The sequence below is a fragment of the Pseudomonas sp. Irchel 3E13 genome (genome assembly GCF_900187455.1).
Lineage (GTDB): Bacteria > Pseudomonadota > Gammaproteobacteria > Pseudomonadales > Pseudomonadaceae > Aquipseudomonas.
On the sequence record NZ_FYDX01000009.1, the window covers coordinates 147,530 to 163,310 of the forward strand.

Genomic DNA, 15,781 nt, shown 5'->3' on the forward strand with positions numbered 1-15,781 from the left:
GCATTTCAGCAAAAGCCCCGGTTTTACTGGGGTTTCCTTTTTTGGCATGGGACTTGCTCTTTCATCGGCAACGAACCATCCGGCCAACCTTTGAAGGTTTCCCCGACATGAGCATCAGTTTCGACAAAGCACTTGGCATCCATGAAAAGGCCCTCGGCTTCCGCGCCCAGCGCGCCGAAGTGCTGGCCAACAACATCGCCAACGCCGATACGCCGAACTTCAAGGCGCGGGACATGGACTTCTCGTCCGTTCTGCAGGCTGAGACCGACAAGGTCAAGAACGGCCACTTCGCCCTGGACCGGACCAATTCCAAGCACATCGAAGCCGAAGGCGTGACCCTCAGCGACGAAGCGCTGCAATACCGTACGCCGATGCAGCCGTCGATCGACCAGAACACCGTCGATGCGCAGCTTGAGCAATCGAGCTACGCCGAGAACTCGGTCGGCTTCCAGGCCAGCTTCACGCTGCTCAACAGTAAATTCAAAGGGCTGGTTTCGGCCCTGCGCGGAGAGTAATCCATGTCCCTCGCCAGTGTTTTCAACATCGCCGGTAGCGGCATGAGCGCCCAGACCACCCGTCTGAACACCGTCGCTTCGAACATCGCCAACGCCGAGACCGTCTCGTCGAGCATCGACCAGACCTACCGCGCCCGCCACCCGGTGTTCGCCACCACCTTCCAGCAGGCCCAGAACGGCAGTCAGTCGCTGTTCCAGGACCAGGATGCGGCAGGGCAGGGCGTGCAGGTGCTTGGCGTGGTCGAGGATCAGAGCAATCTCGAAGCCCGCTACGAGCCGAACCATCCGGCGGCGAACAAGGACGGCTACGTCTACTACCCGAACGTCAATGTCGTCGAGGAAATGGCCGACATGATTTCGGCCAGTCGTTCCTTCCAGACCAACGCCGAGTTGATGAACACGGCCAAGACCATGATGCAGAAAGTTCTGACCCTGGGTCAGTGATAAAGGACCACGCCAATGGCCAGCGTCAACGATACAACCTCAGGGGTTAACCTGAACGACGTCATCAAGGCGTCGGCGAAGACCACGACCACTCAAACGGGTGTCGCCTCCGCTACCAACAGCTCGACCGGCGGCAAGACGCTGGGCAAGGATGCGTTCCTGCAGTTGCTGGTTACCCAGATGCAGCACCAGAACCCGCTCGATCCGCAGGACAACAGCGAGTTCGTCGCTCAGTTGGCGCAGTTCAGCAGCCTGGAAGGCATCACCTCGCTGAACGAGTCGGTGACCGCGATTTCCGGCAACTACAAATCGTCGCAGGCGCTGCAGGCGTCGTCGCTGGTGGGTCGCTCGGTGATCGCCCAGACCGACAAGGCAGTGGTCGATACCACCAAGAGCCTGAGCGGTTCGGTCGTGGTGCCGCAGTCGGTGAGCAGTGTCACGCTCTCCATCACCGACAAGGACGGCAACGCTGTGCGTACCATCGACATGGGTGCACAAGCGGCCGGCAACGCCGCATTCGTCTGGGACGGCAAGAACGAAAGTGGTGAAGTGGTTTCGCCGGGGACCTACAACTTCAAGGCCTCCACCACCGTCGATGGCAAGGCCATGGAAATGTACACCTTGCTGCCGGCCACGGTCAGCAGCGTCACCATCAGTCAGACAGGGGGCGAGATGATGTTGAACCTCGCCGGTCAGGGCAGCGTCGCGCTGTCCAAAGTCCAAACCATCGGTATATAGAGCCGGCTAACGCGGCACAGGAGTGGAAAGATGTCTTTCAATATCGGCCTTAGCGGTCTCTATGCAGCCAGCAAGCAGCTCGACGTTACCGGCAACAACATTGCCAACGTCGCGACCACCGGTTTCAAATCCTCCCGCGCGGAGTTCGAAGACGTTTACTCGGCCAGCAAGCTGGGCGTCGGCAGCAAGACCGTCGGTAACGGCGTGCGTCTGGCTGCGGTCTCGCAACAGTTCGGCCAGGGTGACATCAACAACACCGGCAACGTGCTGGACATGGGTATCCAGGGGCAGGGTTACTTCATCCTCAGCGACAACGGTTCGCTGAGCTACACCCGTTCCGGCGCCTTCCAGACCAACAAGGACAACTACGTCGTCACCAACGACGGCGTACGCCTGCAGGGTTATGCCGCGGACGAAAACGGCACCATCCTCAAGTCCGGTCTGACCGACCTGAAGATCGATACCTCGGCACTGGCACCGAAGGCCACCAGCCTGATCGACCAGGGCATCAACCTGAACTCCTCGGCCGACAGCATTCCGCTGCCGACCGCAACGCCGGCCGGCCCGACCTTCGTGCCAACCGACGAGACCACGTACAACAAGAAGTTCTCGACCGAGATCTACGATAGCCAGGGTAATAAACACACCATGGAGCAGTACTATCGCAAGACCGACCAGAACACCTGGACCATGTACACCCTGGTCGACGGTCGCAACCCGCAGAACCCGGCGAGCACCACGCCGCTGGTGGGCAGCATGACCTTCAAGTCCGACGGCACCATCAACACCATGACCGGTACGGTCGCGCCGGATGACAGCTTCGCGGTGGTCAACAACGTCTTCACCCTGAAGGGCTGGATTCCGTCGGCGTACAACGCTACTACCGGTACCTGGAGCCCGAACGGTTCCGTCGGCAATGCCGGCGGCATCCGCGTGGACATGAACTCGACGTCGTCCTACAACACCGAGACCGCGCGCCTGTCGCAGTCCCAGGACGGCTATGCCACCGGTATCCTGTCGAGTCTGAGCATCGACTCCACCGGCGTCATGTTCGCAAGCTTCAGCAACCAGCAGTCTCGCGCCATTGGCCAGGTGGCAATCGCCAGCTTCGCCAACGAGCAGGGTCTGCAGCAGCAGGGCGGTACGCGCTGGAAAGAGACCTACGCGTCGGGCATTCCTGGCGTCGACACGCCGAAGACCGGCACCCTGGGTTCGATTCAGTCCAACTCCCTGGAAGAGTCCAACGTCAACCTGACCCAGGAACTGGTCGAGCTGGTGAAGGCGCAGTCCAACTACCAGGCCAACGCCAAGACCATCTCCACTCAGAGCTCCATCATGCAGACCATCATCCAGATGACCTGATGACGGTGGCGCCGGTTCATCCGGTGCCCTGAGTGTTACGCGAGCCCCTTCCCGGTCCGGGCGGGGGTTCGTTGTTTTCGGAGGTATGTGATGAAGCGATCCCTGTGTCTTGTGCTGGTACTGTTGGCGGCCCAGTCCTGGGCGGCAATGGCGCCCTGGTACCGCTGGGAAAGCCAGGCCGATGGGCGTCTGGTGTGTTCGCAGCATTCGCCGGGCGAGGGTTGGAGGCAATTTGCCGGGCCCTTTAACAATGCCGGGTGCCGTCCCTGAATGTCCGGGGGCGGGATCTTGCCGCCAGCGGCAGCCTGCCGCCGATAATTTGTCTTTCTCTCTCTCCCTGAAATGACCCTCAATCGACAAAACCCCGAAAACACTGGGCTTTTGCACTCACTGCATTAATTGGTTCGAAAATTGCTTCACCGTGCCAGAGCAGCGGTGAACGGCAAGTGTTCGCCAGCGCAGCGGAGGATGACTGTGGACAAGATGCTATACGTGGCCATGACCGGCGCCAGCCAGAACGCGCTGGCCCAGCGGGCCCACGCCAACAACCTGGCGAACATTTCCACCAGCGGTTTTCAGCGTGACCTGGAGCAGGCGCGTTCGATGCCGGTATTCGGTGACAGCTTTCCGGCGCGGGCCTATGCCATGACCGAGCGTCCGGCGACCGATTTCAGCCCCGGTGCGTTGCAGGAAACCGGCCGTGACCTGGACGTTGCCATCGGCGGCGACGGCTTCATTGCCGTGCAGGCGCCCGACGGCAGCGAAGCCTATGTGCGTACCGCGAGCCTGAACATTGACGCCGTTGGCGTCCTGCGCGCCGGCAACGGCATGCCGGTGATGGGCAACGGTGGTCCGATCGCCGTGCCGCCAGAGCAGAAGGTCGAGATCGGCCAGGACGGCACCATCAGCATCCGCGCCATGGGCGAAGGCCCGCGGGTGATGGCCGAGGTCGACCGGATCAAGCTGGTCAACCCGGACCTGAAGACCATGACCAAGGGCCTCGATGGCCTGATCCATACCAAGAGCGGCCAGCCCGCCGACGCCGATGCCAATGTGCAGGTGGTGTCCGGCTTCCTGGAAGCGAGCAACGTCAATGCCGTGGAAGAGATGACCTCGGTCCTCGCCCTGGCCCGGCAGTTCGAACTGCACGTCAAGATGATGAACACGGCCAAGGAAGGCGACGAAGCCATGGCTCGGGTTTTGCAAATCAGCTAATTACACAGGCGTAGCGCCGTAAAACAGGCGTACGAGGAGAACAGCATGCTTCCGGCTCTTTGGGTCAGTAAAACCGGTCTGTCCGCTCAGGACACCAACCTCACCGTCATCTCCAACAACCTGGCGAACGTCTCGACCACCGGTTTCAAACGTGATCGCGCCGAGTTCCAGGACCTGCTCTATCAGGTCAAGCGCCAGCCAGGTGCCCAGTCGACCCAAGACAGCGAACTGCCGTCGGGTCTGCAGGTCGGTACCGGTGTGCGCATCGTCGGCACCCAGAAAAACTTCATGACCGGCAGCCTGCAAACCACCGAGAACCCGCTGGACCTCGCGGTCAACGGCCGTGGTTTCTTCCAGGTTCTGCAGCCGGATGGCACCGTTTCCTACACCCGTGACGGCACCTTCCACCTGAACTCCGATGGTCAGGTCGTTACTGCCAACGGCTTCGCCCTGGAGCCGGCTGTTGTCGTGCCGCCAGATGCGCAGACCTTCACCGTTGGCCAGGACGGCACTGTGTCGATCACCACCGCCGGCAGCCCTGCCGCACAGGTCATTGGCAACATCCAGACCGCCGACTTCATCAACCCGGCCGGCCTGCAGGCCATGGGTGGCAACCTGTTCCTGGAAACCGCCGCCAGCGGCGCGCCGCAGATCGGTACCCCGGGCCTCAACGGCTTCGGCACCACCCTGCAGCAGACCCTGGAAAACTCCAACGTCAGCACTGTGGAAGAGTTGGTCAACATGATCACCACCCAGCGTGCCTACGAGATGAACTCCAAGGTCATTTCCACCGCTGACCAGATGCTCTCGTACGTTACCCAGAACCTGTAATTGAAGTAGCTGTTACACCGTGAGGTCAGAGTCATGAGCCGTTTGCTATCCGTATTCGCCCTGGGGGGGGCGGTGTTGCTGGCTGGTTGCGTCGCGCCGACGCCCAAGCCCAACGATCCGTACTACGCGCCGGTATTGCCGCGTACGCCCCTGCCGGCGGCGGCCAACAACGGTTCGATCTACCAGGCCGGTTTCGAGCAGAACCTGTACAGCGACCGCAAGGCGTTCCGGGTCGGTGACATCATCACCATCACCCTGAACGAGCGCACCCAGGCCAGCAAGAACGCCAACTCGCAGATCGCCAAGAACAGCAATGCCGAGCTGGGCCTGACCTCGCTGTTCGGTTCGAGCCTGACCACCAACAACCCGATCGGCAGCAACGACCTGAGCCTCAGCGCCGGCTACAGCGGCGACCGCACCACCAAGGGCGACAGCAAGGCGGCCCAGGGCAACACCCTGACCGGCTCGATCACTGTCACCGTGGCCGACGTGCTGCCCAACGGCATCATTGCCGTGCGCGGCGAGAAGTGGATGACGCTCAATACCGGTGACGAACTGGTACGCATCGCCGGCATGGTTCGCGCCGACGACATCGCCACTGACAACACCGTGCCGTCGACCCGGGTCGCCGATGCGCGCATCACCTATTCGGGAACCGGTTCCTTCGCCGACGCCAGCCAGCCGGGATGGTTCGACCGCTTCTTCCTCAGCCCGCTTTTCCCGTTCTAGGTCCGGATGCCCATGTTCAACTTCAAGCAACTGCTTGCCGCGACCCTTCTGCTCAGTGCGGCGTTCAGCGCCCACGCCGAGCGCCTGAAGGACATCGCCAGCATTTCCGGCGTGCGCTCCAACCAGTTGATTGGTTACGGCCTGGTCGTGGGCCTGAACGGTACGGGTGACCAGACCACTCAGACCCCGTTCACCCTGCAGACCTTCAACAACATGCTCTCGCAGTTCGGCATCAAGGTGCCGGCCGGCTCGGGCAACGTGCAGTTGAAAAACGTCGCTGCGGTGTCGATTCATGCCGACCTGCCGCCCTTCGCCAAGCCCGGTCAGGTGGTCGACATCACCGTGTCCTCCATCGGTAACTCCAAGAGCCTGCGCGGCGGCAGCCTGCTGATGACGCCGCTCAAGGGTATCGACGGCAACGTCTACGCCATCGCCCAGGGCAACCTGGTGGTGGGCGGTTTTGACGCCGAAGGTCGCGACGGCTCGAAGATCACCGTCAACGTGCCGTCGGCCGGTCGCATTCCCGGCGGTGCCTCGGTGGAGCGGGCCGTGCCGAGCGGTTTCAACCAGGGCAACAGCCTGACCCTGAACCTCAACCGTCCGGACTTCACCACGGCCAAGCGTATCGTCGACAAGGTCAACGAGCTGCTCGGCCCGGGTGTTGCCCAGGCGGTGGATGGCGGTTCGGTGCGGGTCACCGCGCCGCTGGATCCGGGGCAGCGGGTCGATTACCTGTCGATCCTTGAGAACCTGGAGATCGATCCGGGTCAGGCGGTGGCCAAGGTCATCATCAACTCGCGTACCGGCACCATCGTCATCGGGCAGAACGTCAAGGTGTCGCCGGCCGCAGTGACCCACGGCAGCCTGACCGTGACCATCACCGAAGACCCGATCGTCAGCCAACCGGGCGCGTTCTCCAACGGCCAGACTGCCGTGGTGCCGCGCTCGCGGGTCAATGCCGAGCAGGAAGCCAAGCCGATGTTCAAGTTCGGTCCGGGCACCACGCTTGACGAGATCGTCCGTGCCGTCAACCAGGTCGGCGCCGCGCCGAGCGACCTGATGGCAATCCTCGAAGCCCTGAAACAGGCCGGCGCCTTGCAGGCCGACCTGATCGTGATCTGAGGCCTCGCGCGTATGGACATGCCAAAAAGCACCAACTACAGCGCCACCGACAGCGGTGCCTACACCGACCTCAATCGCCTCAACTCGATGAAGGTCGGCGACCGCGACAGCGAAGGCAACCTGCGCAAGGTGGCGCAGGAATTCGAGTCGTTGTTCCTCAACGAAATGCTCAAGTCCGTGCGTTCGGCCACCGATGTGCTGGCCAAGGACAACCCGCTCAACACCGAGACCACCAAGCAGTACCAGCAGATGTACGACCAGCAACTGTCGGTCAGCCTGTCCCGCGAGGGCGGCGGCATTGGTCTGCAGGATGTGCTGATGCGCCAGTTGTCCAAGCAGAAGGGTGTGAGCGTCAACACCAGCCCGTTCCCGCGGGTCGATGTGCAGCAGCGTGCGCTGTGGGCGAGCAAAGTGGCCGAGCCGGTGCGCAATGCCGAAGAAACCGGCACCACCCGCAACGATGTGGCCGCGCTCAACTCCCGGCGCCTGGCGTTGCCGGGCAAGCTTACCGACCGCCTGCTGGCCGGTATCGTGCCGTCGGCCGATGCCGCCGCGGCAACCACCAATACCGCGGCATTGCCGCAGCGCACCACGGCGATGACCGATGCCGTGATCAAGGGCGACTGGGAGCCGGCGCAGACGTTCGCCGCACCCGGCGCGATGCGCATCTATGGCCGTGCCGTGGCCCAGCCACCGCTGGCGCCGGCGCAGAAAGCGTTCTCGTCCAGCGACGAATTCGTCAGCACCATGCTGCCGATGGCCGAGCAGGCCGCCAAGCGCATCGGTATCGATCCGCGTTACCTGGTGGCTCAGGCTGCGCTGGAAACCGGCTGGGGCAAGTCGGTCATGCGCTCCTCCGATGGCAGCAGCAGCCACAACCTGTTCGGCATCAAGGCCACCGGTAACTGGCAGGGCGATTCGGCGCGGGCGATCACCAGCGAATTCCGCGACGGCCAGTTCGTCAAGGAAACGGCGGCGTTCCGTTCCTACGATTCCTATCAGGACAGCTTCCACGATCTGGTCAGCCTGTTGCAGAACAACAGCCGCTATCAAGAAGCGGTGAAGTCGGCCGATAACCCAGAACAGTTTGTGCGAGAGCTGCAAAAAGCCGGGTATGCAACCGACCCGGCCTACGCCAGCAAGATCTCGCAGATCGCAAAACAGATGAAGTCGTACGATAGCTACGCGGCGATTGGCGCAACTACGAAACTATAAGGTTTGAACCATGGCGAGTTTGATCAGTATCGGGATGTCGGGGCTTGGGGCCGCTCAATCGGGGCTGCATACCACGGGTAACAACATCGCCAATGCCGATGTGGCGGGCTATTCGCGCCAGCAGAACGTCCAGACCACTAACGGCTCGGTCCGCTATGGCCAGGTGTTCATCGGTACCGGTACCACCCTGGCTGACGTGCGCCGGGTGTACAACGCCTTCCTCGACAACCAGTTGCAGACCAGCACCTCGCTCAACAGCGATGCCGCGTCGTACCTGAGCCAGATCACCTCGGTGGACAACCTGCTGTCCGACGCCAACACCGGTGTCACCGGCGCGTTGACTAACTTCTTCACGTCGCTGCAGGGCCTTTCCGCCAAGCCCAACGACGATGCTTCGCGGCAGTTGCTGCTGACCAACGCGCAGAACCTGACCAACCGCTTCAACACCATCGCCGCGCAGTTCAAGGAACAGAACAGCAACATCAACGGCAACCTGAAGTCGATGACCGAACAGGTCAACAACCTGGCCAAGACCGTTGCTTCGCTCAACGACCAGATCGCCAAGGTGGCGGCCCTCAATGGCCAGCCCAACGACCTGATGGACCAGCGCGACGAGACCGTTCGCCAACTGTCCGAGCTGGTAGGCGTGCAGACCAGCCAGCGCAACGGCAATATCGACATCACCCTGGCCAACGGCCAGTCGCTGGTACTGGGCACTTCAGTCAACACCCTCAGCACCGTGACCAGCACCACCGACCCGAGCCAGGTGTCGATCAAGCTCAGCTACAACAACTCCTTCGTCGATGTGACCAACTCCCTGACCGGTGGCGAAATCGGCGGTCTGCTGCGCTATCGCACCGAGACCCTGGTGCCTGCGCAGAACGAGATTGGTCGTATCGCGCTGGTCATGGCCGAGAAGATGAACTCGCAGCTGGCCCAGGGCATCGACAAGAACGGCGAGTTCGGCGCGGCCTTGTTCAGCGACATCAACAGCGCGGCGGCGATGGTCGGGCGCAGCATTGCCATGACCGGCAACGATGCCACCTCGACCAACCTCAACGTGGTGATCAAGGACACTGGCCGGCTGACCACCAGCGACTACCAGGTGACCATCACCGACCAGCCGACCGCGGGCAGTTTCATCGTTCGCAAGCTGCCCGATAACACCAACATGGGCACCTTCAACATCAATGACGATCCGCCCGCAGTGATCGACGGCTTCAGCCTCGACCTGAACGGCGGTACGGTCAAAGCCGGCGACAGCTTCAAGATCACCCCGACCCGCAACGCTGCCGCGTCCCTCGAAGTGGTGATGACCGACTCCAAGCGCCTGGCCGTGGCCGCGCCGCTGACGGCGACGACCGGTGGCAGCAACACTGGTACCGGCGTGATCACCCAGCCGGTGCTGAAATCGGTGCTGGATATCGCCGACCCGGCCCAGCGCCTGGAATTGCAGAACGGCATCAAGTACTCGACGCCGGTGCGCCTGGTGTTCGGTGATGAATCCGTCAGCCCGCAGACCTACTCGGTGGTCGACTCCAAGGGCGACCCGATTGGCAGCGGCACGTTCGTGCCTGGCCAGAACAACACCCTGCAGATCAACGTACCGATGGTCGATGCCAACGGCGCGGCAATCGTCGATGGCAACAACGTTCAGAAGACCTTCAGCTTCCAGATCGATGTCGCCGGCTCGCCGAAGAAAAACGACAGCTACAGCGTTGCCCTGACCGGCGCAGGTTCCTCGGACAACCGTAACGGCCTGTCGCTGCTCGAACTGCAAAAAGCCCAGACCGTCGATGTCGGCAGCGCCACCAAGGGCGTGAGCCTGACCGATGCCTACGGCAAGCTGGTGGAGAGCGTTGGCGCCAAGACCAAGCAGGCGCAGATGGACAGTTCGGCGACCACCGCCATCCTGACCCAGGCCAAGGCTTCCCGCGACTCGCTGTCTGGCGTGCAACTGGATGAAGAAGCCGGCAACCTGGTCAAGTACCAGCAGTACTACACCGCCTCGTCGCAGATCATCAAAGCGGCGCAGGAAATGTTCTCCACGCTGATCAGTGCTCTTTAAGGAGTCGTAGACCGTGCGTATCTCTACTTCCCAGTATTACGAAACCAGCGCTTCCAACTATCAGCGGAACTACTCCAACGTGGTGAAGACCGGCGAAGAGGCCAGCGACCTGATCCGCGTGCGTACCGCCGCCGATGATCCGGTGGGCGCGGCCCGTCTGCTGCAACTCGATCACCAGAGTTCGATGCTGGCCCAGTACGACACCAACACCGGCATGATTCGCAACAGCTTGAGTCAGTCCGAGACCACGCTCAACTCGATCAACACCATCCTGCAGCGGGTCAATGAACTGGCGCTGGGCGCGGGTAACGCAGGCTTCACTGACACCGAGCGTAAAGCCACGGCCACCGAACTGGGCAAGCTCGAAGACCAGCTGCTGAGCCTGATGAACACCCGCGATGAGAACGGTCAGTACCTGTTCTCCGGTTCCAAGGGTGATACCCAGCCGTTCGTGCGCAACGCCGATGGCACCTATACCTATCAGGGCGACCAGACTCAACTGCAACTGCAGGTCGGCGACATGCTGACCATGGCCGGCAACGACAGCGGCTGGGCGACTTTCCAGCAGGCGCTGAACACCAGCCGCACGCAGACCACCGTCACCTCGCCGACCAACCCTGCGGATGTACGGGTGGCGCTGTCCAATGGCCAGGTGTCCGCTGATATCAACTACAACGATGCGTTCCGTGCCAACGAACCTTACGTCATCACCATGGTCAGCCCGACCCAATTCTCGATCAAGGACCAGGCGGGCAACGACTACACCTCCGAGGCCAGCGGCAACGGCGTGTTCGACTCGACCACCCCCGGCGGGGTCGCGGTGAGCTTCCGCGGTGTTGACCTGAAGTTGAACTTCAACCTGCAGAGCGGCGAGAGCGATGCGTTGATCACGGGTCACCAGTTCACCCTGCAGTCCAAGCCGGATACCATCACCGGCACCGCAAGCCCAGGCAACGGCTCCGGCGTACAGATGACCGGTACCTCGGTGGTCGACGCGGACCTCTATGCCAAGTCCTTCCCGGAAGGCGCGGTGATCAAGTTCACCACTGGCGGCAACTATGAGCTTTATGCCCAGCCGCTGTCCGCCGGCAGCCGTCCGGTCGCCAACGGTACGGTGGCGGCGGGTGCTACCTCCATCACCGCTGCCGGGGTCAAGTTCGATTTTAGCGCTACGCCGGTCGACGGTGAGCAGTACAGCGTGACGGTCAACAAGCACCATACGCAGAACATTCTCGACACCGTCAGCCAGTTGCGCCAAGCGCTGGAAAAACCCATCGACGGCAGCGAAAAGGCCTCGCAACAACTGCGCGCCGCACTCGACTCGGCCATCGCCAACGTCAGTAGCGGACAGAACCAGTTGGCCTACACCGTCACCTCGATCGGTGCACGGGGCAAGGCGCTGGACCTGCAGGAGCTGGCCAACGAGAGCCTGAGCATCGCCAACTCCAGCACCCAGTCGTCGATTCGTGATTCCGATCCGGCCGAAGTGATGACCCGCCTGACCCTGCAAAAGACTATGCTTGAAGCCTCGCAAATGGCCTTCAGCCGCGTTAGCCAGTTGAGCCTGTTCAAGGTTCTGTAACTGCTGCATGCCCGCCGTCCCGTTCGTTCGGGGCGGCGGGTCGCTTCCCTTATCCCCACGGTCCAGACTGTTCTGAATTTCCTCCGAGGGCAGTCACCGGTCGAGAGTCTTCGTCGTGAACCCAGCGCCTCTTGTCAGTCTCGTCATTCCCGCCTGCAATCCCCGTTTCTTCCGTGCGGCGCTGGTCAGTGCCCTGGCCCAGAACTACGAAAACCTCGAAGTCATCGTCTGCGACGATAGCCACGGCGACGAAATCAAGGCGCTGGTCGATGAACTGGACCCGCTCGCCCGCTGCCCACTTTACTACCAGCGCAACCCGCAGCCGCTAGGCTTGGGCGCTAACTTGCTGGCCGGGTTGGAACTGGCGCGGGGCGAGTACGTGCAGTTCCTCTGTGACGACGATCGGCTGATGGCCGATTGCATCAGCAGCGAGATGCGCCTGTTCCTCGCCAACGATGACGTCAGCCTGGTCACCACTCGCCGCAACCTCGCCGACGGTCAAGACTTCGCGCTGTCCCAGCGCCTGGAAAACAGCTGGTTCAGTTGGGGTGCCACGGTTTACAACGGCGACGACCTGCTGGATTTCTTCGACAGCAATCCGCTGAACTTCATCGGCGGCTTCAGCAATACCCTGATGCGCACCAGCGACCTCAATGAACTGCTGCCGGCACTGGTGCAGGCGGGCTTCGTCGCGCTGCTCGACTTCGCGCTGTTCATCTGCCTGCTGCGTCGGGGCAATCTGGTGGTGACGGCGCAGATGCACTGCATCGAGCGCATCCACCCCGACCAGTTGCGCCAGCAACCGCAGATGGTGGCGGCACGCGTCGCCGAGCTGCAGTGGCTGCGCAGCATGCTCGCTGCCCGTCCGCCGGCCACCGAGAGCTTTACTGGCTGGGCGCGGATTCATGTGTTGCCGGTGGATGGCCGGGTGGTGCCGCGGACATGGGAAAACCTGTTCCTGGTTCACGTACTGCGCGGCTTGCAGGCGATCCAGGAATCGCAGGTGGGTTTCGACAGCGACACCTTTGCCGACCTCTATGGCAAGTGGCTGGGCTGCCGCCAGGATCCCCTGGTCCTGCGCCGGTTGATGCGCCTGAGCGAACACTGGGACTGGCGCCCTCGCATCGCCGTGGTGGTGATCGATGCCGAAGGCGACAGCCCGGCGCTGCAGCGCACCGTGGAGAGCATCAACCGTCAATGCTACGGCGCCGCCAGCACGCTGGTGCTGTCCAGCGCTCGCGTGGCGTCCAGCCTCGACGACACCCTGATCGGCCGCCCGCTGCAAGCGGCCTGGGGGCAGCAACTCAATGAGCTGCTGCCCGAGCTGGAAGGCGTCGATTGGTTCTATCTGCTGCGCGCGGGTGACCGCCTGAGCGAATTCAGCCTGATGCTGCTGGCCGAGCGCGCGGTGCGCTTGCCGCAGATCGCCTGTTGCTATGGCGACGAGGGCGGGCTGCTGGAGGGCGAGTCGCAGGATCCGGTGTTCAAGCCTGACTTCAACCTCGACCTGCAGCGTGCCTATCCCTTCACCGGGCGAGTGCTGGCGTTCTCCCGCACGCAATTCCTCGCGGCCGGCGGCTTTGCCGCGGGCTATCGCGAACTGGCGCCCCATGACCTGCTGTGGCGTCTGGTCGAAAACCACGGCCCGCAAACCATCGAGCACATTCCCGAAGTGCTGGTGGAGTGCGCGTTCGGCTACGCCGCGTGGCTGTCCTCGGCGCCGGTGGTCGCGGAAAACCCGCGCGTGCTACAGGCTCACCTGCAGCGCCTGGGCCTGGACTACCGCCTGGAAAACGAAGCGGGCGGTGCGATCAACCAGATTCGCTACCTGCACGCCGCGCAGCCACTGGTGACCCTGATCATCAGCTTCCGCGACCAGGTGGCCGCGCTCGAGCGCTGCCTTGAAAGCGTGCTGGGCAAGACCACGTACCCTCACTACGAAGTGCTGGTGCTGGACAACGCCAGTGAGCGCGAAGACTCCCGCGTCTGGCTGGCAGCCATGGCGCAGATGGGCGGCGAGCGCCTGCGGGTGTTGTCGCTGGACGAGGAAACCTCGTTCGCCGCGCAGCAGAACCTGGCTGCGCAGCATGCCCGTGGCGATTATTTGCTGATGCTCAACCCGTTCACCGTTGTCACCGACGGCGACTGGCTCGACGTGTTGCTCGCCCACGGCCAGCGGCCGGAAGTGGGGATGGTCGGCGCCGAGCTGTGCAACGCCGAGGGCCTGGTGGTCAACGCGGGTGGCGTACTGGGCCTGCGTGGCTCGGTGTATTCGCCGTTCGTGGGTGAAATGGTTCAGGCGGGCGGCTACATGCAGCGCCTGCAAGTGGCGCAGAACTACACGGTGCTCAGCGCCGAGTGCGTGCTGCTGCGCAAGCACCTGTTCCTGGAGCTGGGCGGCTTGAACGATGCCCGCTTCAACGCCGCGTTCAGCGATGTCGACCTCAGCCTGCGCATGCGCCAGGCCGGTTACCTCAGTGTCTGGACGCCGCGTGCGCGGCTGGTGCTGGACACCCCGCCGGGGCCGGCACCGGATCCGCAGAAAGAAGCGGCGCGGCAGGTGGTCCTGGCTGAACAGCATGAGGCGTTCCAGCGCGACTGGATGCCGATCATCGCCCGCGACCCGGCCTACAACATCAACCTGACCCTCAAGGGCTCGGCCTTCCGCCTGGAGCCCGGGCTCAAGGAAGGCTGGCTGCCGTTCCTCGGTCGCTCGCTGCCTCACGTGCTGGCCTTGCCGATGAACAAGACCGCGGTCGGCCATTACCGGGTGACCAAGCCGCTGACCGAACTGGAAGCGGCGGGCTGGGTCACCCAGCAGCAGTATTTCGAGATTCCCACCAGCGTCGAGCTGGAGCGCAGTTCGCCGGATGTGGTGATTCTCCAGGGGCGCTACACCGAAGGTTTCATCAAGGAAATCGAGCGGCTGAAGACCTACTCCAAGGGCTTCGTCATCTACGAACTGGATGACTACGTGATCAAGGTGCCGAAGAAGAACGGTCACCTGAAACACACCCCGCGCGACCTCGAAGGCTCGCTGCGCCGTGGCATCGCCCGCTGCGACCGCCTGGTGGTTTCCACCGAACCGCTGGCCGATGCCCTGCGCGACACCCACCACGACATTCGCGTGCTGCCCAACCTGCTCGCCGAAGAACTGTGGGTCGGTCGCCGTGGCCAGCGCCGCACCTCGAAAAAGCCGCGGGTTGGCTGGGGTGGCGGCACCAGCCACACCGGCGACCTGGAAGTCATCGCCGACGTGGTCAAGACCCTGGCCAACGAGGTCGAGTGGGTATTCTTCGGCATGTGCCCGCCGGATCTGCGGCCGTACATCCATGAGTTCCATCCACCGGTGGGCCTGTCGGCCTATCCGGCCAAGCTGACCAGCCTCAACCTCGACCTGGCGCTGGCACCGCTGGAATTCCACATCTTCAACGACTGCAAGAGCAACCTGCGCCTGCTTGAGTACGGCGCCTGCGGTTACCCGGTGATCGTCACCGACACGGCGGCCTATCGCGGTTATCTGCCGTGCACCCGGGTCAAGAGCAACTCCACCGAGGAATGGCTGGAGGCGATCCGCATGCACCTGGCCGACCCCGATGCCAGCTACCGGATGGGCGACCAGTTGCATGACGAGGTAATGCGCAACTACGTGTTGCGGCCGGAGAATATTCAGGTCTGGTATGACGGGTGGATGCCGAGCTGAGGGGGCGGATCAGTCAGGGCTGACATAGGTTCGCCGATGGCTCGGTTGGGGTCTTGCGATCGAGCGCCGCGCGGGCGGCGCTCAATCTCAGCAGCGCCAAAAATCCCCAGGCATGCCCCAAACGCACCACCCTTGCCGCGCCAAGTCAGCCATCCAAGCTGGCGCGTTTCCTGCAAGTCCCCTCTGATATCGCCATAAATCCCGCGCTGCCACGCCATGCGGGATTTATAAGGACGGCCCGCCGCGCGCGGGCCGGT

The 15,781-nt window shown here is 62.8% G+C and carries 13 protein-coding genes; all 13 read left to right on the plus strand.

Going from position 1 to position 15,781, the window contains the following annotated elements; translation table 11 throughout:
- Nucleotides 1-107 precede the first annotated feature (107 nt).
- On the plus strand, nucleotides 108-515 hold the full coding sequence (flgB, locus tag CKW37_RS17270; RefSeq protein WP_095156923.1) for a flagellar basal body rod protein FlgB: 408 nt from the start codon (nucleotides 108-110) through the stop codon (nucleotides 513-515).
- A 3-nt stretch (nucleotides 516-518) separates the two neighbouring features.
- Nucleotides 519-959, plus strand: a complete 441-nt coding sequence (gene flgC, locus CKW37_RS17275) for a flagellar basal body rod protein FlgC (RefSeq protein WP_009402938.1) — start codon at nucleotides 519-521, stop codon at nucleotides 957-959.
- A 15-nt stretch (nucleotides 960-974) separates the two neighbouring features.
- Nucleotides 975-1,697 (plus strand): flagellar hook assembly protein FlgD, encoded by a 723-nt coding sequence (gene flgD / locus CKW37_RS17280; RefSeq protein WP_095156924.1) that lies wholly within the window; start codon nucleotides 975-977, stop codon nucleotides 1,695-1,697.
- Between the two features lie 30 nt (nucleotides 1,698-1,727).
- Entirely contained in the window at nucleotides 1,728-3,059 is a 1,332-nt protein-coding gene (gene flgE, locus CKW37_RS17285; protein ID WP_095156925.1) for a flagellar hook protein FlgE, read from the plus strand.
- Nucleotides 3,060-3,149: 90 nt separating this feature from the next.
- Entirely contained in the window at nucleotides 3,150-3,329 is a 180-nt protein-coding gene (locus tag CKW37_RS33265) for a hypothetical protein (protein ID WP_095156926.1), read from the plus strand.
- 204 nt (nucleotides 3,330-3,533) lie between these two features.
- On the plus strand, nucleotides 3,534-4,274 hold the full coding sequence (locus CKW37_RS17295; RefSeq protein ID WP_095156927.1) for a flagellar basal body rod protein FlgF: 741 nt from the start codon (nucleotides 3,534-3,536) through the stop codon (nucleotides 4,272-4,274).
- 45 nt (nucleotides 4,275-4,319) lie between these two features.
- Entirely contained in the window at nucleotides 4,320-5,105 is a 786-nt protein-coding gene (gene flgG, locus CKW37_RS17300) for a flagellar basal-body rod protein FlgG (protein ID WP_095156928.1), read from the plus strand.
- 33 nt (nucleotides 5,106-5,138) lie between these two features.
- Nucleotides 5,139-5,834 carry a flagellar basal body L-ring protein FlgH gene (gene flgH / locus CKW37_RS17305; RefSeq protein ID WP_095156929.1) on the plus strand — a complete coding sequence of 232 codons (696 nt, stop codon included), beginning with the start codon at nucleotides 5,139-5,141 and terminating at the stop codon, nucleotides 5,832-5,834.
- A gap of 12 nt (nucleotides 5,835-5,846) precedes the next feature.
- A complete protein-coding gene (locus tag CKW37_RS17310; protein ID WP_095156930.1) occupies nucleotides 5,847-6,956 on the plus strand; it encodes a flagellar basal body P-ring protein FlgI in 1,110 nt (369 codons plus the stop codon).
- 12 nt (nucleotides 6,957-6,968) lie between these two features.
- Entirely contained in the window at nucleotides 6,969-8,171 is a 1,203-nt protein-coding gene (gene flgJ / locus CKW37_RS17315; RefSeq protein WP_095156931.1) for a flagellar assembly peptidoglycan hydrolase FlgJ, read from the plus strand.
- A 10-nt stretch (nucleotides 8,172-8,181) separates the two neighbouring features.
- Nucleotides 8,182-10,239: a flagellar hook-associated protein FlgK gene (gene flgK, locus CKW37_RS17320; protein WP_095156932.1), complete on the plus strand. Its 2,058-nt coding sequence runs from the start codon at nucleotides 8,182-8,184 to the stop codon at nucleotides 10,237-10,239.
- A gap of 13 nt (nucleotides 10,240-10,252) precedes the next feature.
- A complete protein-coding gene (locus CKW37_RS17325; RefSeq protein ID WP_095156933.1) occupies nucleotides 10,253-11,821 on the plus strand; it encodes a flagellar hook-associated protein 3 in 1,569 nt (522 codons plus the stop codon).
- A 115-nt stretch (nucleotides 11,822-11,936) separates the two neighbouring features.
- Nucleotides 11,937-15,524 carry a glycosyltransferase gene (locus CKW37_RS17330; RefSeq protein ID WP_095156934.1) on the plus strand — a complete coding sequence of 1,196 codons (3,588 nt, stop codon included), beginning with the start codon at nucleotides 11,937-11,939 and terminating at the stop codon, nucleotides 15,522-15,524.
- The last annotated feature ends 257 nt before the right edge of the window (nucleotides 15,525-15,781 follow it).

What these genes read in the sequence shown, in the direction of transcription:
- flgB (WP_095156923.1), top strand. Translation starts at nt 108, where the DNA reads ATGAGCATCAGTTTCGACAAAGCACTTGGCATCCATGAAAAGGCCCTC.
- flgC (WP_009402938.1), top strand. Translation starts at nt 519, where the DNA reads ATGTCCCTCGCCAGTGTTTTCAACATCGCCGGTAGCGGCATGAGCGCC.
- flgD (WP_095156924.1), top strand. Translation starts at nt 975, where the DNA reads ATGGCCAGCGTCAACGATACAACCTCAGGGGTTAACCTGAACGACGTC.
- flgE (WP_095156925.1), top strand. Translation starts at nt 1,728, where the DNA reads ATGTCTTTCAATATCGGCCTTAGCGGTCTCTATGCAGCCAGCAAGCAG.
- CKW37_RS33265 (WP_095156926.1), top strand. Translation starts at nt 3,150, where the DNA reads ATGAAGCGATCCCTGTGTCTTGTGCTGGTACTGTTGGCGGCCCAGTCC.
- flgG (WP_095156928.1), top strand. Translation starts at nt 4,320, where the DNA reads ATGCTTCCGGCTCTTTGGGTCAGTAAAACCGGTCTGTCCGCTCAGGAC.
- flgH (WP_095156929.1), top strand. Translation starts at nt 5,139, where the DNA reads ATGAGCCGTTTGCTATCCGTATTCGCCCTGGGGGGGGCGGTGTTGCTG.
- CKW37_RS17310 (WP_095156930.1), top strand. Translation starts at nt 5,847, where the DNA reads ATGTTCAACTTCAAGCAACTGCTTGCCGCGACCCTTCTGCTCAGTGCG.
- flgJ (WP_095156931.1), top strand. Translation starts at nt 6,969, where the DNA reads ATGGACATGCCAAAAAGCACCAACTACAGCGCCACCGACAGCGGTGCC.
- flgK (WP_095156932.1), top strand. Translation starts at nt 8,182, where the DNA reads ATGGCGAGTTTGATCAGTATCGGGATGTCGGGGCTTGGGGCCGCTCAA.